The 21,544-nt window shown below is 39.2% G+C and carries 9 protein-coding genes and 1 pseudogene; 4 read left to right on the forward strand and 6 right to left on the reverse strand.

The window, feature by feature from the left end; genetic code table 11:
• Positions 1-37: 37 nt before the first annotated feature.
• From FJR11_RS08530 to FJR11_RS08580, 5 genes and pseudogenes are all read right to left on the reverse strand, one after another.
• Entirely contained in the window at positions 38-571 is a 534-nt protein-coding gene (locus tag FJR11_RS08530) for a transposase (RefSeq protein WP_168503279.1), read from the reverse strand.
• 134 nt (positions 572-705) lie between these two features.
• On the reverse strand, positions 706-2,064 hold the full coding sequence (locus FJR11_RS08535) for an NAD(P)/FAD-dependent oxidoreductase (protein ID WP_168503280.1): 1,359 nt from the start codon (positions 2,062-2,064) through the stop codon (positions 706-708).
• 381 nt (positions 2,065-2,445) lie between these two features.
• Positions 2,446-5,706 carry a 5'-nucleotidase C-terminal domain-containing protein gene (locus tag FJR11_RS23305; protein ID WP_174762980.1) on the reverse strand — a complete coding sequence of 1,087 codons (3,261 nt, stop codon included), beginning with the start codon at positions 5,704-5,706 and terminating at the stop codon, positions 2,446-2,448.
• A 130-nt stretch (positions 5,707-5,836) separates the two neighbouring features.
• Positions 5,837-15,409: a DUF4347 domain-containing protein gene (locus tag FJR11_RS23310; protein ID WP_174762981.1), complete on the reverse strand. Its 9,573-nt coding sequence runs from the start codon at positions 15,407-15,409 to the stop codon at positions 5,837-5,839.
• 825 nt (positions 15,410-16,234) lie between these two features.
• Positions 16,235-17,116, reverse strand: a pseudogene (locus FJR11_RS08580) (ISNCY family transposase); the annotation flags it as partial.
• A 257-nt stretch (positions 17,117-17,373) separates the two neighbouring features.
• On the opposite strand from FJR11_RS08580, the gene ilvC reads away from it, so the two are divergent.
• On the forward strand, positions 17,374-18,369 hold the full coding sequence (ilvC, locus tag FJR11_RS08585; RefSeq protein WP_168503281.1) for a ketol-acid reductoisomerase: 996 nt from the start codon (positions 17,374-17,376) through the stop codon (positions 18,367-18,369).
• A gap of 93 nt (positions 18,370-18,462) precedes the next feature.
• Here ilvC and FJR11_RS23315 read toward each other — a convergent pair whose 3' ends face one another.
• Positions 18,463-19,230, reverse strand: coding sequence for a hypothetical protein (locus FJR11_RS23315; RefSeq protein ID WP_174762982.1), 768 nt, complete (start codon positions 19,228-19,230; stop codon positions 18,463-18,465).
• Between the two features lie 273 nt (positions 19,231-19,503).
• On the opposite strand from FJR11_RS23315, the gene FJR11_RS08595 reads away from it, so the two are divergent.
• From FJR11_RS08595 to FJR11_RS08605, 3 genes are all read left to right on the forward strand, one after another.
• On the forward strand, positions 19,504-20,493 hold the full coding sequence (locus FJR11_RS08595; RefSeq protein ID WP_168503282.1) for a sodium-dependent bicarbonate transport family permease: 990 nt from the start codon (positions 19,504-19,506) through the stop codon (positions 20,491-20,493).
• Between the two features lie 4 nt (positions 20,494-20,497).
• Positions 20,498-20,791, forward strand: a complete 294-nt coding sequence (locus FJR11_RS08600) for a P-II family nitrogen regulator (RefSeq protein WP_168503283.1) — start codon at positions 20,498-20,500, stop codon at positions 20,789-20,791.
• Between the two features lie 178 nt (positions 20,792-20,969).
• Entirely contained in the window at positions 20,970-21,455 is a 486-nt protein-coding gene (locus tag FJR11_RS08605) for a hypothetical protein (protein ID WP_168503284.1), read from the forward strand.
• The last annotated feature ends 89 nt before the right edge of the window (positions 21,456-21,544 follow it).

The following is a 21,544-nucleotide window of genomic DNA, read 5'->3' on the forward strand; positions in this document are numbered from 1 at the left end:
CGACTAGGAATGCTATCAAGAGGCTCTGCCTCACCCCTTACAAATCAATCAATTCCACCTCTAATAAAGTCGGTAATCCCATATAATTCCGGTAACTAGAATAACGCCAATGAGCCGGATCATCAACATAACCACGTCGCACCGGATTATTATGAATATATTCTAATTTTTGGATAAACATTTCTTCATTAGCAATTGCTTGGGGATGAAAACCTTCTTGCCATAGTTGATAATCTTGTTTTATCTTGTGTTTTAATTTATGAAATTCTAATTGATTAAGTATATATTCAGCATTATTTTTCCGAAGTAAATCAATAATAGAGCGAGCAGTAAATGATTTAAAATTTCCTATTTCTTTAGATAAGTTTGCAGCCGCAGCGATGAGATGAAGATGATTTTCCATGATGACATAACCATATAATGTCAAACGCTGCTGACGTTGGAGAAAGTTGAGGGAATCTATGATAATTTGAACAAGTTCAATATTACCAAATAATGGCATCCAATTTACTAATGTGCAGGTGAGGAAATGCGGTTGAGTTCCTAATACATGATAGCGGCTGCGTCCCATTGTTTCATTTAATTTGGTAGATGTGGTGATTTGATTTTAATATGGAGGCGCAGTTTTTTAATAATAATGAGGGAATATGCGAGGCAGAGCCTCTAGGGGGCATTCCCAGTCGGAGACTGGGAACGAGTGAGCAACTACACATTCAACGGCTTTTTTGGGATGACTGGCGTTTGATTATCACTATTTACAATCGGTACAGGTGCAATAACTTCCTTACCTGTAATTAATCTCGCGCCACGATTGCGGGTAAAATAACTCCACAACCATTGAATCATCACAACTAACTTATTATCAAATTCAATCAAGAAGTAGATATGAATAAATAACCACACAAACCAGGCAAAGAAACCTCTGAGTTTGATAAATCCTAAATCAACAACTGCGGCGTGTTGCCCAATCATTGCTAGACTACCTCTATCTACATATTCAAATTGGGGTAAGGTTTCACCTTTGAGGCGTTTTTGAATGAGTTTGGCTACATATTCGCCTTCTTGCATGGCGACTGGTGCAACTCCCGGTAAAGGTTTATCATTTTGATGGGCAAAATTTGCTAAGTCACCAACTACGAAAATGTTGGGAAATCCTTTAATACTTAGGTCTGGTTCAACGATAACACGACCTGCCCGATCGCTCTCAACTCCCGTCTTTTCTGTCAAAACTTTTCCCATTGGTGAGGCTTTCACACCCGCAGCCCACAACACTGTTTTCGTAGCGATTTCTTTAACTTCATCACCTTGCTTAATCGTAACTATATCATTTTCAATATGTGTTACTAAGGTTTTAGTTTGCACATCTACACCCAAAGCCTTTAATGATGCTTCCGCTGTGTGAGATAATTCCGGTGCAAAGGGAGGAAGCACACGATCTAAACCTTCTAACAATAAAACTCTAGTTTCTGAGGTGTCAATGTTGCGGAAATCTTCTTTCAGGGTTTTAGTTGCTAATTCAGCGATCGCTCCTGCTAATTCTACCCCAGTTGGACCACCACCGACAATTACAAAAGTTAACAAAGCCTGCCGTTTAACCGGATCACTTTCTTTTTCAGCGCCTTCAAAAGCCATAAAAATCCGCCGACGCATTTCAATTGCATCTTCCACAGTCTTTAAACCCGGTGCAAATTCTTCCCAGTTATCCTTACCAAAATAGGAATGCTTCGCCCCTGTAGCCACAATTAAGGTATCGTAGGGGACTGTTTCCTCACCCACCATGACACTTTGGGCGTTGGTGTCAATATCATTCACTTCACCCAATAGCACTTTTGTATTTTTGCTCTTGCTGAGGACAGAACGCAAGGGAGAAGAAATATCCGCTGGGGATAAAGCACCTGTAGCTACTTGGTACAGAAGAGGTTGAAAGAGATGAAAATTGCGTTTATCAATCAGAGTGATTTGCACATTGGCCTTAGCCATAGACTTAGCGGCATACAGTCCCCCAAAGCCCCCGCCAATAATCACAACTTGATGTACTGGTGTTTTGTCAACCTGATCAACCATAAGAAATATTTCCTTGCATGACACTGCTGTAACTATTCTTAACAAATTTGTATCAAAAATGTCACAATTATTTCTGTTTATCTTGAACTTCTTAAAAAAAAATTAAAGTAGTAAATAGACATCTCCGGTAATTAAATGTGCGTGGTTTGAAACCCTTGTAGAGACGTTCTATAGAAGGTCTCTACATTCATTTTCGGAGATGTCTAATTAGTGAGAAGGTAGGGGCGCAGTCCCTGCGCCCAGTCAGGAGCTTTGTTACATCTACACTTGACTTAGGTCAATGGTCGCTTTGACGACCTGTTTTTCCTCTTATTTCCGCATCTCCCAAGCCTTAAATGCGCCCGCCCAGTCCCATCTCCCCCGAAAAAAATCACTCTCGTGTTAGGAAACCTGCGTCAAATTCAGTTGTACAATGATATCGTTATAATCCCCGTCACCACCACCAGCTAAATCTTCAAAACCAAAGGTATTATTTCCCAACATACGAACATGGTCAAGTCGATCAGAGTTAGCACCCAGGAAGGGGAAATAAACTTGAGGGTCGTTATTAGGATTACTATCTAAAATAATATCGGGTCTACCATTAACAATCATAAATGGAGCATACAGCGCACCCCCGTCAAACTTATCAGTAAAACTAGCCTTACCTTGATTATTAACAGTTAATTCAATGCCAGCAACTCTAGAACCTATAGCAGCCTGAATGTAATCAGAATCACCTGGTTTTACGTCAGCAGTACCATCACCATTTGTATCAATTCCACCATTAATATTTGCAACTTTATAGAAGCCAACAAAATTGTTGAAAGCTGCTTCTCTGTTAACCACAAAATCTGCTTTTACCTGTCCGGCAACATCTCGCAAATCAATCATTTCTCCTTGAGGTATATTTTGCACCCCTGCACCCAAAGGTAATTTTTGATTGCTGGCTTGCAGTTTCACAACCAAATCTTGGAAGTTAGCAGTATTATTAGAACCATCTTGCCAAGCTAAGATGAAACCATCATCATTGCTAGGGGTGATACTTTGATTTCCAGGAGAAGAAAATAGTACGTCAGAAATTGGAGTTTTTCCAGCACGAATGGCATCTAATGTACTATTTATTACCAAATAAAATCTCAGGTTTTCATTAGAGTCAAATTGAAACATATGACTCAATTTTTCTGGATTAAAGCCATTGGGGTTATTGGTAATAGTGGAAAACAAAGTCTGCATTCGTGTTAACGCTGCTTGATTGTAGCCATTTTCACCTGGAGCAATACCGTTGATTCTACCTTGACCATCATCAACAGTAAATACGCCCAGTTCGTTAACATTTCTAGAACCTCGTCCGTTGAGGGTAACTTGTAATGTTGTTTGCAACTGCTTACTCTTGATGTTAAAGACATCGTTACCATTCTTGGTCAACTTCGGAACGTCGGTAATAGGATCATTCTCAGCTATGTCATTGACAGAAATCTGTAACGGCTTTTCCAAGAAGAGTCCGTTTTGGTCAGTAGTGCGAACACGGATGTTGTAACTTGATTTTGTTTCAAAATCAGGGGCAACATTAATTGTGAGTTGGTTTTGTCTGATTGCAAATAAACTATTATCACTACTACCATCACCACTGACTAAGCTATATACAAAAGTATTACTTACGTCTGGGTCAGTGGTAGCGAAGTTACCAATCACCGTCCCACTCAGTACATTTTCATCTACCCTGCTGCTATCTAAGCTCAAATCTGTGGGGGTTTCATTGATATCACCAGGATTAACATCTGGTATAATATTATCGTTACGTTTATCTAGGTTTTGAATGCGTAAATCTTCTGATGCTAGAGTTTCCCCTACATTGTAAGCATTCTCCTGATAAGCTTCTAAGAAATCTTTAAATGACTGCTGCTCAGTAATTTCTGCGTTCACTACATTTTCACCTAAGCTGGGGAAGTCGTAATCATCACCTCCATCAGCTAGGAATTTGAGAGTAACAACGCGAATGGAACGGTCAGCATCACCAACAATTTCCCCATTTTGGACAATCACATCGGTAATGTTGCCTTCGTTATCCACGAGTGCTAAAGTCTGAATTCTTTCCCCGACAGGAATAGTATTACTTTCAGCATCTGTAGTATCAAAGCTAAATTTTAGCCCTGATACTTGGGGAAAACGACCTGAAGTTTCACCTGCACTCGCACGAGATACACCATTTTCTAGCAGGGTTTTTAATTCAGAAGCCGTAACTGTCACCAGTAACAATTCGTTGTTAAACCGCAGGACAGTTTCCACATCGAGTTGAGAAATTTCTCCTACTGGTAAACTAGCGCGAATAGAACCTGCGTTTTGAATTGCTACTGCAACAGTGGGGTCAATTTTTTGTGCAGCTGCTAAATTAGCATCTGCAAGCATATCGCCGAAGTTGGTTTCTTCCGTGCGAAGACTGTTGCGTTCTCCATTCAGTAATACATCGGTTTTACCAAAAATGCGCGTGTCTTTTAACTCAATAAGTTGAGTAATAGAGTCCGTAAGTTCCTTGACGAGTGCGCCTTTGCTGCCAGAGGCTAAAGGGTCTTGACCTTCCCAGACTGACTGAACCATCTCATCAGTGGTAGCATACATCCCATTGATGGTAGGGTCTAGATTTTCGGTAATAATTTTACCTTCGGCATCAAAGTCTAGAACCAGACGACCAAGGTATTTATATTGATTGCCACCTGTGACAATTAGGGCAGGGTTATTATCTTTATCAGTAGTAAGTAGGGGATAAGTGCCATTTACCGTGTCGTCAGGACGCAAGGTGTCTGTGTCGTCAGCTAAAAAGGTAGTAGTACCAGAAAGAAGCACATCAACACCTTGAAGTTGTTTAATTAACTCTTGGTCTAAATCAAAACTTGGTAGGTCACTTAACAAAATTATCTTGTTAATACCTTGATCTGTAAGAATATCAATAGTTGGTTGCAATACAGAAGCGATCGCCTCTGCTGTTTCGTCTCCTAGAACTTGAATACCCCCCGCTTGGGTGATATCTCTAAACAGAGGGTTGCTAACGCCTAAAACCCCTATTTTTTCTCCCCCTTCTTCAATAATGGTCGCAGGGGCAAGTCTTGGTTTTGCACCTTCACTAATCAATTGTTCTGGGGTAGATTGGAAGGTATTGCTGGTCAGAATTTCTGTAGTAGTCAGTCCTGAGAGGCTATTATCTTGGCTGAAGTCTAGGTTGGTTGCTAGGTAAGGAAACTGTGTGCCTAACCATTGGATATTTTCGATGCTTGTTCCATTTAAGTCTGCACCTATCAGTCCGGCAAAGGTTGATGTACCTTGAGAGAGTTCGTGGTTGCCGAGGGCGGAAGCATCTAAGCCAATAATATTCAACAAAGTAGCATCTAGGCGACCAGAACCAACTTCTAGGGAGCTTAACTCGTTGCCTGTCAGTTGTTGATAGACTGATATCAATGCTTCCCGCATTGCCAGGTCTTCGGCTGCAAAGAATACAGGACCGGGGAGGAAGTTATCACCTGTAGATAGGGTAATACTATTGAGAATTTGCTCTTCTAAGCCATCAACAAGGGCAGTAAAATTAATAGCTTCTTGAAAAGTGTTAGTACCGCCTTCTAAGCTGGAAGCGTGAAGAATTTGCAGGGTGTAAGCAATGTTGTCAGCCATAATTAATATTTATTGATTGATTGGAATTGGGTTTATGTAGAGGGTGTAGTTCATGCCAATTTAAAAACCTGAAATTAACAGTAGCGTGGTAGCCCCATTAATTTCAGGTGTAAGTCCTAATCTAAAAAGGTCAGATCAAAGTGATATCTTGAGTGACAGAAAAGTTACTGCTGTTGACGTTCTCTACAAAGGCAATCTGTTGACTGTTGAAGAACAAAGATTGGGTGCTGTAGTTGAAGCTGAACTGTTGTAAAGTCACGCCTGTACCAAAAGCCACATCATTAATTAGAATTTTGTCCCCTTCTGAGCGATTAAAGTCTTTGATCCGGTCGATTCCTCCATTTGATCTATCAAAGCGGAATTCATCTGCACCAGTTCCACCATAGAGGGCGTCATTTCCAAGACCACCAATCAGGGTGTCGTTACCCCACATCCCATTGAGGATGTCGTTACCAGCACCACCGATGAGCGAGTCATTGTCGTTCCAACCTTGGATGTCGTCATTACCATCACCACCGTCTAGAGTATCATTGCCACTACCTCCATTTAAGATATCATGCCCGGCTTCACCGAAAATTCGATCATCCCCAACTTCGCCATAGAGATAATCTGTACCTATGCCACCAGAGAGGGAGTCATTTCCACTTCCACCCATAAGGGTATCATTGCCACCATCACCGTTGAGGGTATCATTGCCAGCACCACCGTTGAGGTTATTATTGAGGTTATTGCCCTTAATATAGTCGCCTTGGCTACCACCCATGACATTTTCAATGCCACTACCTAGCACTGAACCAATAACGAGGGATAGATTGCTGTTGACAGTCTGTTTACCCGTCTTAGTCAAGTCGATATTGATGCTGTTATTGGTAGTATTTGAGAAATTTAGCGAGTCAACTCCTGAATTTGATTCAATGACACGGAAGGTTTCCCATGTATCGCGGAAGGATTGTTGGCTTACTGCATAACCGGAGAAAAAATCTTTGGCCTGCACATAGCGATCATGAAATGTTTTCAGCCCTATATTATTTCCGCCACTACGAATAACCTCAAAACTCTCCCAAGTGTCTATAAAATCTTGTTGAACCAGGCTGTAGTTGCTTGATTGATCTTGGGCCTGCACGTAGCGATCATGGAAAGTTCTCAGGGCAATTTTGCCATCTTCCAGAGGCACAACTTCAAAGGTTTCCCAGGTACTAGGCGAGGTTTGCTGCTTGATGCGGTAGCCTCCACTTGCATCTGTAGCTTGCAGATAAAGTCCATGAGCGGTCTGTAAATTGACTGTTAGCTCACTGATTGTGTCTGTCCCTAAATTGATATCTGCATCAAAGTTGTAGGTATCATTTCCAGAACCACCAATGAGTATGTCGTCACCCGCCCCACCATTAAGGGTGTCGTTGCCCTCATTGCCTTCCAGGATATCATTACCAGCACCACCTTCTAAAGTATTAGTAAGACCATTCCCATATAGGGTATCGTTGCCTGAAGAGCCGATGATATTTTCAATGGAATTTAACTGGTCGCTTTCAGAAGAAGCCGTGAAATTTACTTGTTGTAGGGACAAATTCGCCCTAATTCCAATTGTCCGATAGCTGTAATCAGCAGTGTCAATACCAGCACCACCGTCAAGAGAATCATTGCCATCGCCACCTTCAAGAGTATCATTGCCAGCACCACCTTTGAGGGTATTACTACCACTATTCCCAATTAAGGTGTCGTTGCCAGAAGAACCGATGATATTTTCAATGGAAATTAACCCCTCGAAGTCGGAAGAACCCGCAAAATTTACTCGTTGTAGGGACAAATTCGCCGTAATTCCAATTGTCCGATAGCTGTAATCAGCAGTGTCAATACCAGCACCACCATTGAGGGTATCGATGCCATTGCCACCATCAAGAGTATCATTGCCAGCACCACCGTCAAGAGAGTCATTGCCATCACCACCGTTGAGGGTATCATTGCCATCGCCACCATCAAGGAGATCATTGCCTACTTCACCATTGAGGGTATCTTCACCTTGTTCTCCATAAAGTTTGTCATCGCCAGAGCCGCCGTAGAGTAAATCGTTTTCGCTACCACCATAAATGGTATCGTTTCCATTTTCGCCTCGCAGGTCATCGTTTCCTTTTTGGCCAAGTAGTTTGTCATCACCATCACTACCGTAAAGATAGTCGTTGCCATCCTCACCGTTGAGTACCTCATTAATAGGGACACCGTAGATAGTGTCGCTATCACTACTGCCATTTCTCACTAAAACTTCATACTGAAATTCCTCAACTCCAGTAGCAATTTTTTCAATGTACTTGCTGGTAATTTTCCATCCTGCCGCACTGTTGGTAAATGTATAGTCACTCTCAATGCCTGGCAAAACTAAGATATCGTCACCAGAGCCTCCGTGAATAGTGTCATTGCCCCAGCCTGTATAGATGATATCATTGCCTTCCTCACCATTAAGTAAGTCATTCCCATCGCCACCTTTGAGGATATCTTGGCCATCACCGCCGTAGAGAGTGTCGTCGCCTACTCCACCATCAAGAAAATCATTACCTGTCTCGCCTCTTAAATCGTCGTTGCCATCTTCGCCGTAGAGATTGTCGTCGCCCACTCCACCATAGAGCTTGTCGTTGCCTTTGCCACCCTCTAAAAAGTCATTATCGAAAGACCCATTATAGGTTTGTCCCTCTGATCCGTCATCTTCGCCGTACAGAGTGTCGTCCCCATCTCCACCTTTGAGTAAATCGTGACCTTGTTGACCGTAGAGAATGTCGTTGCCTTTGCCACCCTCTAGGATATCTTCACCGTGAGAGCCAATAAGTTTGTCGTCCCCATCTCCACCATCAAGAATATCATCGCCTCCATCACCGTAGAGTAAGTCGTTGCCCACTCCACCAAAAAGATAGTCTTTGCCATTGCCACCGTGTAGGGTGTCATTATCGAAAGACCCATTATAGGTTTGTCCCTGTTTTCCGTCATCTTCGCCAAACAGGTAATCGTCCCCATCTCCACCTTTGAGTAAATCGTAACCTTGCTGACCGTAGAGAATATCGTTGCCTGTGCCACCCTCTAGGGTATCTTCACCGTGATAGCCGTGAAGTTGGTCGTTGTCGTCTCCACCATCAAGAAAATCATTACCATGTCCGCCGTAGAGAACGTCATTGCCCGACCCTCCATAAAGCTTATCATCACCCTTTTGGGACACGATATCGACGGTTTTATATACCTTTACTAAGGTTGTTCCTACTACTTCTACCCGATATCCCAGTGAAGTGTAATAGGAAATGTAATTATCCTTTTCTTTCTGTACTGTGGCGGAAAAAATATTAGTAAAGTATTTTTCCTCGACAAACTCCTCCCTCGAATCGGCTTCCGGATCGCCGTAGAGAACGTCATTGCCTTCGCCACCAAGGAGAGTATCTCTATCTAATCCACCTTCTAAATAGTCATCTCCATCTTCACCTTCTAAATAGTCATTTCCATCTTCACCAAAGAGTCTGTCCTCATCATTGCCACCTTTGAGTATGTCATCACCATTGCCGCCATAGAGTTGGTCATATCCATCATTACCTTCTAAATAGTCATTTCCATTTTCACCAAAGAGTTTGTCCTCATTATTGCCGCCATAAAGGTTGTCCTCATTATTGCCACCATAAAGTTCGTCATGTCCATCATTACCTTCTAAATAGTCATTTCCATCTTCACCATAGAGTCTGTCCTCATTATTGCCACCTCTGAGTTGGTCATTTCCAGGTCCACCATAAAGGTCGTCATACCCATCGTCACCATAGAGGTAGTCATTTCCATATTCACCATAAAGTTTGTCCTCATTGCGTCCGCCATAGAGCCTGTCATTGCCTCCACTACCATAGAGCCTGTCATTGCCTCCGTAACCATACATATAGTCATCGCCATTGCCATTTATACCATGGAGTTCGTCATTTCCATTATCACCATAGTTACTACCTCCAATAATCCAATCATAAGCGTCCTTTAATAATCCACCAATATCATTGATGATATCTCCAAAAAATTCCTCCAAGCCATCGAAGACGCTATCGAACAAATCTGCAAACAAACTTGGGATATTGGTCACAGAACCCAGGTTTATATTAATGTCGCCATCACCCAACGTACTGTAATATGAGAGATTTAAGAGTGAACCATCAAATGTGCCATCTGAGGTAATCGTAAGGTCAGCTCCAACATCGAAGCCAAAGATAGAGAATCCTAAACGACCTGTAACCTTGATCTCGCCATTCACTATCTCAATGCTAGTACCTAACTCTAGACCCAGGAATTTTGCTTTACCTGCTATTTTTATTGGTGAATTATTGTTGGTTGGAATTGAAATCTCGGCGTTCTCTATGCTTAGGACACCGAATAAGTCAAGATTTCCTCTAACGGTGAGTCCATTACTATCGGCAGTGATACTGGCATTTGCTATTTGTTGCCCAAAGATTTTTGTTATGCCGCTAATGTTTAAACCAGAAGAAGTAGTGACCGAAATGGTTGCACTATCTATCGCCAGGACACCAAATAAGTCAATATTTCCTCTAACGGTGAGTCCATTACTATTGGCAGTGATACTGGCATTTGCTATTTGTTGCCCAAAGATTTTTGTTGTACCGCTAATGTTTAAACCACCAGAGGTGACCGCAATGGTTGCACTATCTATCGCCAGGACACCGAATAAGTCAAGATTTCCAAGTATTTGAAAGTTACCCTGATTGGCAGTAATACTGGCATTTGCAATTTCTTGCCCAAGGATTTTTGTTGTACCGCCAATCTCTAATTTAGAAGAGGTGACCGAAATTATTGCATTCTCTATTTTCAGGACACTGAATAAGTCAAGATTTCCTGTAACTTGAAGCTGAGTGGAATTGATATCCATCTTTGCATCTGCAAGCGAATAACCGAATACCTTGACCGTAGCCGATCCTGTTATTGCACTATTAGCCAGATTAGATTTATCAATGATGGCTGAAAGAGAGGGAATATCTAACTCTAAGAGTTTAAAGAAGTTGAACTTCAAATTGTTGATCTTGACACTGATTGGAGTGATATCAACACTAGCTGATGCAACCTCCTGACCGAGTAAAGTCACTCTACCCGATCCACTAGCCCTACTTTCAAGTGGATTAGTTTTATTAGTGATGACTGAAAGATTGTTAATATATAACCCTACAAGTCCGATATCAACATTGAATTTTTTAATGGTGATACTGCTTGAAGTGATTTCAAACTCAGTTGAGGCAACTTCCTTGCCAAAAACCACCAGCTTTCCGTCACCACTTAAGAATTGCTTTTCCGAAGATACTTCCAGTGCTAAATCTAAGTTCGGATCGTTAGCACCTGAAAGCTGCAAAAATCCCAAATCAATCTCAGAAAGTTTCAAAGACCCTGTTAAGGTAGGATTCGCTGCGTATGGATTGGCGTTGATATTGAGATCGGCTGTTTTTTTCCAAGCTTCCACCTGTCCATTGATACCAATTCCTTGAGTGAAGATTGTGTTACCAATTTTTGTCTCAACTGGCACAAATTTGATCAGTGGATCGATGATTGTATCTTCATCGGGTCCATCAATAGATACAACGCTGACATCAATAATTTTATTCAAAAACTCCAGCGCGTCCTTGACAATAGTTAATTCTTTAGCACCTTGTTGCAACACAAAAGAACCAACTGGTCCGACAATCAGGTCAACCAAACTGACTTTCTTATTTGCCGTTAATTCCAAACCAATTTTGCTTGGATCGTTCGTATCTAGTAAGAAACCACCCTTTAGATTGAATTTACCAAACTGGAAATCTCCTAAGAAGCCAATATTATCAATATACGGTGTTAGATAAGTCCCACCCAACTGGACTACTAAATTCCTAACAGTTATATCCGGTAAACTAAATGGTTTTTCCCATGCAGTATCGGTATTAAGTGAAAATGACCCTGTTAGTGCTTTTGGATCAAGAGTTAGTCCTCCTGTCAATTTTAAAGTCGGTTCATCAGTTTGGAAAGGATCGTAACCTGTAAAACTTATACCTGCTGCAATACCAAAGCTTGGAGAAATAGTGCTATCTACAGCTAGGTTTAATTTAGCGTCCGTCAGTGTGGCACTAAAATTTCCACTGGAGAAGAGAGGAACATTACCAGCCAGAATACCTGTTAAACTTGCGCCACCAGTGCTGGTGTTCAGTCCAACATGAACTCCTAGAGAGTCTATCTCTAATTGTTCGCTAATAAAACGAGAATAAACATCTGTTCCCTGAGCAAAATTGATATCTCCTGTGAAGTTAAACCCTTGAGTTAAATTAATTAGTCCCAAGGTAGGATGATTGATCTGTTCAGATACATCAGAAATAGTTAGTTCTGGGTTTGTTAATTTAAACGCACTCAGAATAGGAATTTCAGCTTTTATAGAACCAAAATCTATCTCATCAGGAAGGGAGTAACTAAACTTAATGTCATCCCCTTTAAAGTTAAGGTCAATTTCTTGACCATTGAGGAGTGCAGCTAGACTAAATTCTTTAGTATCATTTTGCTTAACAACCTTTAGCTGAGGTTGTGATAAAACAAGCTGAGTACCTTCTTTTGTTGAGTCACCATCACCTAGAAGTTGATTACTAATTTCATTAACAGCATCCTGAATAAATCCGATGCCAGCAGTACTAGTAATCTCGTTCAGATCTAATGTTACATCCTTGAGATAGGAGAGAGATATTCCTTGTTTGGATAAAGTGAAACTGACGTTGCCAATTTCCTTTAGTTCTGATTCGATACTATCTGGTAAATCTGTACCAGCTAAACTGGCGAGAAACGCAACGACTTCACCCGGAGAAATTTCATCAACAGAGAATTCATAGAACCGCTTGCCGTCATTCCCTTTTTTAATGACTAAACTAGGATTGGTGACAAAGATGTCTTGGTCTTCTGCTAAATAACGTCCTAAACCTAATTCAGAAGATAATCCATTCACGATTGACTTAATACTCAGGCTATCGTGATAGGTAACTTTGAATTCATCCTTGTTGGATTCAAATTTTAATGCGTTGAGGGCTTGGAGTGAACCTAGAAACCCTGTCACAAATTCAGGTAATTTTTCATCATTTTCAGATATTGCTTTTTCGAGACTAGCTACATCCACAGATGGCATCTCAAAGTCAAAACCAATATCTGTACCATCAAGATTGATACCGAAGTCTGTACCATTCAAACTGCCAGCAATACTTAATTCTGTTTTGCCATCCTTCCGAATCAAATCCAGTTGAGGTTGCGACAGCACTAATTGAGTTCCGTCTGACGGATCAGCATTCCCATCTCCAAAAAGTCCAGCCAGAATCTCATTGAGGGCATCTTGTATGAAGCCGCTACCCACTAGACTATTCACATCTAAGGTCAAATTATCTAAATAGGTGAGGACAATTCCCTGTGTAGATAAGGTTAAACTGGCATTACCAATTTCATCTAGTTCTGATTGGATACTATTTGGTAAGGACGTACCAGCTAAACTGGCGAGAAAATTAACGACTTCACCCGGAGAAATTTCATCAATAGAGAATTCATAAGACCGGTTGCCATCCTGCTCTTTCTTAATCAGTATTCCCGGATTAGTGACGGAAAGTGATGAAGTGAAATTTGGACCTAAACCTAATTCAGATAATAGGCTATTAATGATAGAGCTAACATCTAGACTATCAAGATAAGTAACTTTGAATTCATCCTTGTTGGATTCAAATTGTAATGCGTTGAGGGCTTGAAGTGAATCTAGAAAACCTGTAATAAATCCCGGTATTTCTCCAGCAATTTTAGATAGTGCAGTTTTGAGACTAGCTACATCCACAGATGGTATCTCAAAGTCAAAACCAATATCTGTACCATCAAGATTGATACCGAAGTCTGTACCATTAAAACTGCCGGCAATACTTAATTCTGTTTTGCCATCCTTCCGAATCAAATCCAGTTGCGGTTGTGACAGAACCAACTGAGTTCCAGGTAAATTTTCATCTCCATCCCCTAAAAGTCCTGCGGTAATCTGATTAACAGAATCTTGAAGGAATTGATTATCACTGCCAATGAGACTATTAATATCTAAGGTCAAATTATCTAAATAGGTGAGGACAATTCCCTGTTTAGATAAGGTTAAACTGGCATTACCAATTTCATCTAGTTTTGATTGGATACTATTTGGTAAGGATGTACCAGCTAAACTGGTGAGGAAATTAACGACTTCACCCGGAGAAATTTCCCCAATGGACACTTCATAGAATCGCTGACCATCATCTTCTTTTTTAATCAGTAAACCCGGATTAGTGACGGAAAGTTCTGAGGGGAAAACATTTTCTCCTAACCCCAATTCAGACGATAACGTATTTAGGAGAGTCTGAATATTGAGAGTATCGAGATAGGTGATTTTGAATTCATCAGCATTGGATTCAAAGTTTAATTGGGTACTCGCACTGAGAAGCTCAAGAAAACTGGTCGCAAATCCGGGTAATTCTCCCGCCAACTTGGAGAGGGCAGTTGTGAGGTTTTCGACATTGACTGTGGGCATTTGGAACTCAAAGCCCAGGTCTTGAACGTCAAGATTGATGCCAAAGTCTGTGCCATTCAAACTGCCAGCAATACTTAATTGTTTGCCTTCGTTGTTGTTAATTAAATCCAGTTGCGGTTGCGACAGCACTAATTGAGTTCCGTCTGACGGATCAGCATTCCCATCTCCAAAAAGTCCAGCCAGAATCTCATTGAGGGCATCTTGCATGAAGCCGCTACCCACTAGACTATTCACATCTAAGGTCAAATTATCTAAATAGGTGAGGTTAATGCCATTGCTTGCCAGCATTAAATCTACACTACCGACACTACTTAACCCTTTAAATAAATCCGCTCCTGTGAGTTGTCCCAACCCGTCCATAATTTGTCCGGCGGAGAGTTGGGAAAGTGAGAGTTCGTAATAGCTAGTATTACTAGGATATCCTTTGACTACGACTTTGGGATTTGTTGCCTCAATCTGTTGAGTGATGCTGCCTAACTTAAGTTGGCTTGCTATTTGGTTAATCGCATCGGAAATATTGACAGTCCCGTTGTAGGTGGCTTCTGTTATATCTTCCGTTGTCGTGACTGTCACATTAGGATTATTATAATTTAACCAATCAGTGATAAAGGTAGGAACTAGAATTGAAGTCGTGTCTAATACAGCCGGATAAGCGGCCATTGTTTCTGATGTAAAAGCCGGAACAAACTTCCCTTCTCCCAAGGTGACTTCTAACTCCCAATCTCCTCCTAGTGCTGCGTTGCCGGTCAAGTTAGCCGAAGCAGCAATATTTGCTCCTGTCAAAGCACGCAACTTATCAAGAAACTCTGCACCAGCATCACCCACAGCAACTTGGCAGCCGTAAATAAACAAGTTAGGTAAGACACTTCCAACTGGGGCAAACCATTGTTGTAATTGGTGGGCATACTGACCGAAAGTATCCAAATTCAGTTGAGCATTTCCCAAGTAAACACAACCAGGCGCACCGTGAGAGACAATGTGAACGGTGATAGCTTTATCTTGATATTGCTCTAGCACTGAGGTAATTTGAGCAATGCCATCTTGATTAGGTTTGAGTCTAATGACCTCTATACCCTCTAAAAGCCCAGACACTAATTGTTGTTGTGCTTCTAAGCTAGAGTCAATAAAAGCAATTTGGCGGTTATGTTGTGCGTTTGCCATGAGATTTATGATCAATGAAGGAGTAGGGATAAGAATTGAAAAGCTTATAATAATATACTATATACCGTAATCTTAATGAAATTAAACACAAACATCGGAATTTACTGTGTCTCTTTATTTGCCATGCAAGACTTAATTCCTTCTTCGATTTCTAAAATGAGCGAACGGACAGCAGAGATTTTATTTATCATTTTATTTTCCCCTGTGTGGTTGAGTAGTTTGTTTATTTGTTCTTGACCTCTTGTTTTGTATGATACACACAGGGTCAGAAATATCCAATAGGCATATTCGTATTTTCACCATGTCTTTAAATAGAGAGGACTTATTTGAAGTAGAGATAAAGAAGCAACCTTTTTTACCGTATTTGATTAATTATTATATTGAGTCTGACAGGATCATGAAATAGTCCCAAAAGCTGACAGAATCACCGTCCAACCCTTTCCAAACAAGCTTTTAAGATTCCTTGAGTAGTCATTCCTGCCGTTATTGAGGCAGCAATTCTCATTTTGAAAGAAATAAGATAAAATTCTCTTAATTTAAGTAGAAGACCTGTATCAAATTATCATTTTTTGATAGATAATTATTATCCGACCCTGGAGATAGACAGGGTTGTAAAAATCTTTAACAATCTAGACATGAAAAAATGATTTCAACTCATCAATCTAGCTGAAATTCTACGCAAATTTGTAGTTTTTTTAATAAATAACTTTCTCCTCATCCTTCAATAAATTGAAATTTTTTAACTAGAATTTGCCTTTTTAAATGGGACATATTTTCTGAAAATAAATGAGAAAAAATCCGACCAATCTTTAAACCAAATAAATTTTAATAGAGTACTAATATCATTAAAGAAAGAAGTCCGAGTTACTAATAACTCACGAAATTTCTGATAGATATAATTAACTAAATCTAAAACAGTATAAAATAAAAAAGCTAGCAAATTTAAAGACAATAATAACTCACACAAATAATTTTCTCCATGTCCAAAGTTATGCTCTAAATTATAACCGTGATTTTTAAGAACGTTATTGCCTTCATTCTCAACTTTCTATTTGCTGCGTCCAGTTTGACAATTTTTTCCACATTATTTTCAGTAATTTCATGATTAGTTATCCGATTATTTTGGGAGATAATTTTTCCTGTTTTCTCATTAATAACAGTCACTTCGCACCAATTAACTTCGAGACTTGAGTCTTCATCTTTTAAGGGGACTCTAGAAGTATAACGATAACGATAAATTAGATTTTTTGACCATCCCATTGTTTCTTTTCAATGGTTGTAACTTCTCCACTTCTTTCTAAAAATTCTAGCCATTCATGCAAAGTTTTATGTGATGTTTCCAGACAAACAAAAATAAAATTATAACCTTGTTTTAGAGCTAGTTCACAAATAGGTTGGTGAGAATACAAATCCTCTACTAAGAGGGTTGCAGCATAACCATACTTGTTTTGATGATTCTTGTTTAACCATCTTTTAACGGCTGCATTTTCACAATCTTGTTTTTGATGACCATCTTGTTTTTTTTATGAATTCTGGTGATAAATTAATCACTTGTTTTTGATTGGGCGAAACCACAATTGGTGTGACACAGCTATGAAAGTAGGTTGTAGTTCCATTTTGATGATTACGAAAATTACAATGAGGGCAATTAATTTTCTTAGATGAGAAATATTCTGTACCATCTAAAGCAATTAAAATTTCTTCATCTTCGTTGTCAGGCAATCTCTCTAATTGATTAAGTATAAATACTTAATCTTTAACCCGACTGTTTTTTTAGCCAGAGGCAATGTCTAAAAAATAGTTACTTTGTACTATATTTTTAATTCCAAAATCGGGGCTAATACTTTATTTATTTTTTTCAAAATGAGAATTGCTGAACGGACAGTGTTCCCCATTACCCAATTTGCGATACAATCAAAAGTCTGCCAATTTCACAACAACCCTTGCGGACAGGAGATGCTTCTATGGCGCGTATGTATTATGATGAAGATGCTAATTTAGACCTTTTAAAAGGTAAAACCGTTGCTATTATTGGTTATGGTTCACAAGGTCATGCTCACGCGCTGAATCTCAAAGATAGCGGTGTTAATGTCATTGTCGGATTATATCCCGGCAGTAAGTCCACAGCTAAAGCCGAAGCTGCTGGTTTGACTGTAAAAAATGTTGCAGACGCGGCTAAGGCTGCTGACTTCATCATGATTTTATTACCTGATGAAGTCCAAAAAACAATTTACAAAAACGAAATTGAACCAAATTTAGAAGCTGGTAACGTTTTAGCTTTTGCACATGGTTTTAATATCCACTTTGCACAGGTTGTTCCCCCTGCTGATGTTGATGTAGTCATGGTTGCACCCAAAGGACCCGGACATTTGGTGCGTCGTACCTACGAACAAGGACAAGGTGTACCTGCGTTATTTGCAGTTTATCAAGATGCTACTGGTCATGCCCGCGATCGCGCCATGGCTTATGCTAAAGGTGTTGGTGGTACACGCGCCGGTATTTTGGAAACCACTTTCCGTGAAGAAACCGAAACCGATTTGTTTGGGGAACAAGCAGTATTGTGTGGTGGTTTGAGTGCTTTAATCAAAGCCGGGTTTGAAACTTTGGTGGAAGCAGGTTATCAACCAGAACTCGCGTATTTTGAATGTCTGCACGAAGTCAAATTAATTGTTGATTTGGTAGTAGAAGGTGGTTTAGCTACCATGCGCGATAGTATTTCTAATACTGCGGAATATGGTGATTATACTCGTGGTCCAAGAGTTGTTACTGCTGAAACTAAAGCAGAAATGAAGAAGATTCTCAGCGAAATTCAATCTGGACAATTTGCGCGGGAATTCGTATTAGAAAACCAAGCTGGTAAACCTGGTTTTACTGCTATGCGTCGTCAAGAAGCTGAACATCCTATTGAGGCTGTTGGTAAGGATTTACGCGCTATGTTTAGCTGGTTAAAGAAAGCGTAATTTTGAGTAATTGGTAATTGGTAATTCTTTACCTTTTACCAAATTCTTTTTTTTCGCGCAGAGACGCAAAGACGCAGAGAAGAACGCAAAGATTTAATATTCAAGTTTGAGAAAATAACGGATTCTAGCAACTACATTTTCAACACTTGTTTTATCTGTATATTGGGGATTAATGGGAATCTCTTGATCATTTTTGAATAAAATTACAGCCTGATAAACTTTAGAATATTTATTTTGCTTATCTTGAATATGAAAACTCCCAATTTCTTCTAGGGGATATTCAATAATTTTTTTACTTCGGAAACCTTTACGTTCTATAAAAACCTTATTGATACTTTTATAAAAGGTGCAAGTTGTGGCAGATGATGTTGCTGAATAGGCACCAGTTACTATAATTGTCAACATAAATAAGCTGATAAAAAAGAGATAATTACGTTGATTTTGTTGTAATATTATAAAGCTTTCACTAGAGTTAATAAAGCTATTAAGTTGAGAGACAAATACTTCATTTTCTTGATAGCTAACTTGAGATAGCAGGGAAAATTCTCCAAATTTACTAACAATAATTACTTGATAACTTTTACTGCCTTTACTCCCAGTTTTTGTCTGAATATATGCTTGTTGAGGATCAAATATTTTGAGTTTTGTCATCCTTCCAAAAAATGTAAATTTCTTTAATTCACAGTTAATTTCTGGAGGTGCAGAACGAGTACAGGTAAGACGCAGGGAAGTAAAATCAAAAGCTATAAAATAAATCCAAAAACTTAACCCAAATATAAATAATAAACCTCCTGATAACCAGTCAGAAATTGGTTGATGTTTAATAACCAATCTAGTATGAGTTTCTTCTACAACTTTCATAAACTAAATTCTCATTATTTAAGTGCTTTTATGGGAGAGAGTTGGCAACTTTATCAAAAAAATCTATCATGAAATCCATTAATTCATCCGCGTTTATCCGCGTTTATCTGCGTTTAACTATTCTTGACATCTGATTCTATACAGCTTCATCTTCATTTCTCCAGTTTTTCCATTGTTAATAATTATGCTATTCATTTACAAAATGCTATATCAACAGGTATATTGAAGAGTTACGCTCGGAATATAAAATCACAAACTCAAAATTAATAAAAAATGAATTATAGCATTTTATTATCAAACATTTTAAACCCGCCAGTGTTATTCTTCTTTTTAGGAATGCTGGCAATTTTCCTCCAGTCTGATTTAGAAATTCCCCAACCATTACCCAAATTATTTTCTCTTTACCTCCTATTAGCAATTGGTTTTAAGGGTGGATATGAAATTGAAGAAAGTGGCATTAATCCAGAAATTGCCCTCACTCTTTTAGCCGCAATATTCATGGCTTCTGTTGTTCCTATCTATTCATTTTTTATCCTCAAATTAAAATTAGATGTCTATAATGCAGCCGCTATTGCTGCAACTTATGGTTCTATTAGTGCAGTTACCTTTATTACGGCGCAATCTTTTCTCAAAGTTCTCAATATTGATTCTAGTGGACACATGGTAGCAGCTTTAGCACTCATGGAATCTCCCGCAATTATTGTGGGAATTGTCTTAGTGAGATTCTTTGCTAAAAGTCAATCAGATACAGAAGCAGGAGAAGCAGAAAAATTTTCCTGGGGTGAAGTTTTCAGAGAAGCTTTTTTAAATGGTTCAGTATTTCTTTTAGTTGGTAGTGTCTTTGTGGGAATTCTCACAGGAGAAAAAGGTTGGGAAAAATTACATCCATTTACCCAAGATATATTCTATGGAGTGCTATCATTCTTTTTACTAGATATGGGTATGGTAGCTGCTAGAAGAATCAAAGACTTGAGTAATACTGGTTATTTTCTCATTGGTTTTGGGGTTTTGATGCCTGTAATTAATGCAATTATTGGTATTTTTATTAGTAAACTAATTGGGATGTCCGAAGGTAATGCGCTGTTATTTGCGGTACTTTGTGGTAGTGCTTCTTATATTGCTGTACCAGCAGCAATGCGAATGACTGTTCCTGAAGCTAATCCCAGCTTATATGTATCCATGGCTTTAGCTATCACGTTCCCATTTAATATTATTGTCGGTATACCTTTGTATTTCAACATTATCAAAACTATAGGAGGATAATCAGGTGCAAAATGTCAAAAAAATCGAAATAATTACTAATTCCTTAGAACTAGAAAAGGTTCTGAAAATTTTAGATCATGCAGGTGTTTCGGGATATACGATTATTGAAGATGTCATAGGTAAAGGACACAGAGGCAGAGTTATTGACGACTTAGAAGGTCATGCACTTACCAATGGTTATATAATGACTATTTGTAGTGAAGAACAAGAACATCAAGTAGTCGAGGCTATTAGACCAATTTTAAAAAAATATGGTGGTGTCTGTATTGTTTCTGATGCTAAATCAATTATACATTAGTTAAGTTTTGTAAATAAATATCAAAGAATAAATGGTAAATAAAATCAGATTTTTGGATTAATTTTGGTGGATACTCCCGTACAAAAGCAATAGATAAGTAATTATTCGGTAACAGATTCTAGTATGGCATGGCTATAATCATGGCAAAGCTTAGGATATTATCCCTGAAGTAGACAAAATGAAATCTTTAATTGCAACTTTCACCGAAAATTTAGATTTTTCCGAATCAGAAATAGAAGCAATACTTTCCACACCCTTAAATGAGGTGCTAAATTCACCAGCATTAAAACAAGAATTAGACAGTTTAGATATTAACTTGCTCAAACAAACTTTACCTACAGCAGGTGCAGTTTTAGCTGAACATTTACCACCTTTTTATAATTGGTTAAAAAATGAATTAGGCGTTCAGAATGTTCCTGACAGTCCAAATCATACAACAAAATGGGTAGTTGGTTTTCTCAACAATCAAGAAAGTATCAATCATCTAGTTGAATTACATCGTCCCGTACCCCACGCAGCACTAGAAAAAGCTGTTCCCCGGTTGGTGGGTTTATTTGATGGAGTTGAAGATATAAAAGTGCGTCAAGCATGGGAAAAAGCAGTTGCAGCACTTTGTTTAGTTTTAGTTGTTGATGCTCGTGAACAGGAAAAACTTGCTAATTAAAATGTCAGAATCAGGATTAGTAAGATTAAAGGATTAACCGGATTAAGAATACATACCTGCTGAAAATTGGCATTGTTGAATCAGGGGAT

The sequence above is a fragment of the Anabaena sp. UHCC 0187 genome, assembly GCF_009712035.1.
GTDB lineage: Bacteria > Cyanobacteriota > Cyanobacteriia > Cyanobacteriales > Nostocaceae > Dolichospermum.

What these genes read in the sequence shown, in the direction of transcription:
- FJR11_RS23305 (WP_174762980.1), bottom strand. Translation starts at nt 5,706, where the DNA reads ATGGCTGACAACATTGCTTACACCCTGCAAATTCTTCACGCTTCCAGC.
- FJR11_RS08595 (WP_168503282.1), top strand. Translation starts at nt 19,504, where the DNA reads ATGAATTATAGCATTTTATTATCAAACATTTTAAACCCGCCAGTGTTA.
- FJR11_RS23315 (WP_174762982.1), bottom strand. Translation starts at nt 19,230, where the DNA reads ATGAAAGTTGTAGAAGAAACTCATACTAGATTGGTTATTAAACATCAA.
- FJR11_RS08530 (WP_168503279.1), bottom strand. Translation starts at nt 571, where the DNA reads ATGGGACGCAGCCGCTATCATGTATTAGGAACTCAACCGCATTTCCTC.
- FJR11_RS08605 (WP_168503284.1), top strand. Translation starts at nt 20,970, where the DNA reads ATGAAATCTTTAATTGCAACTTTCACCGAAAATTTAGATTTTTCCGAA.
- ilvC (WP_168503281.1), top strand. Translation starts at nt 17,374, where the DNA reads ATGGCGCGTATGTATTATGATGAAGATGCTAATTTAGACCTTTTAAAA.
- FJR11_RS08535 (WP_168503280.1), bottom strand. Translation starts at nt 2,064, where the DNA reads ATGGTTGATCAGGTTGACAAAACACCAGTACATCAAGTTGTGATTATT.
- FJR11_RS23310 (WP_174762981.1), bottom strand. Translation starts at nt 15,409, where the DNA reads ATGGCAAACGCACAACATAACCGCCAAATTGCTTTTATTGACTCTAGC.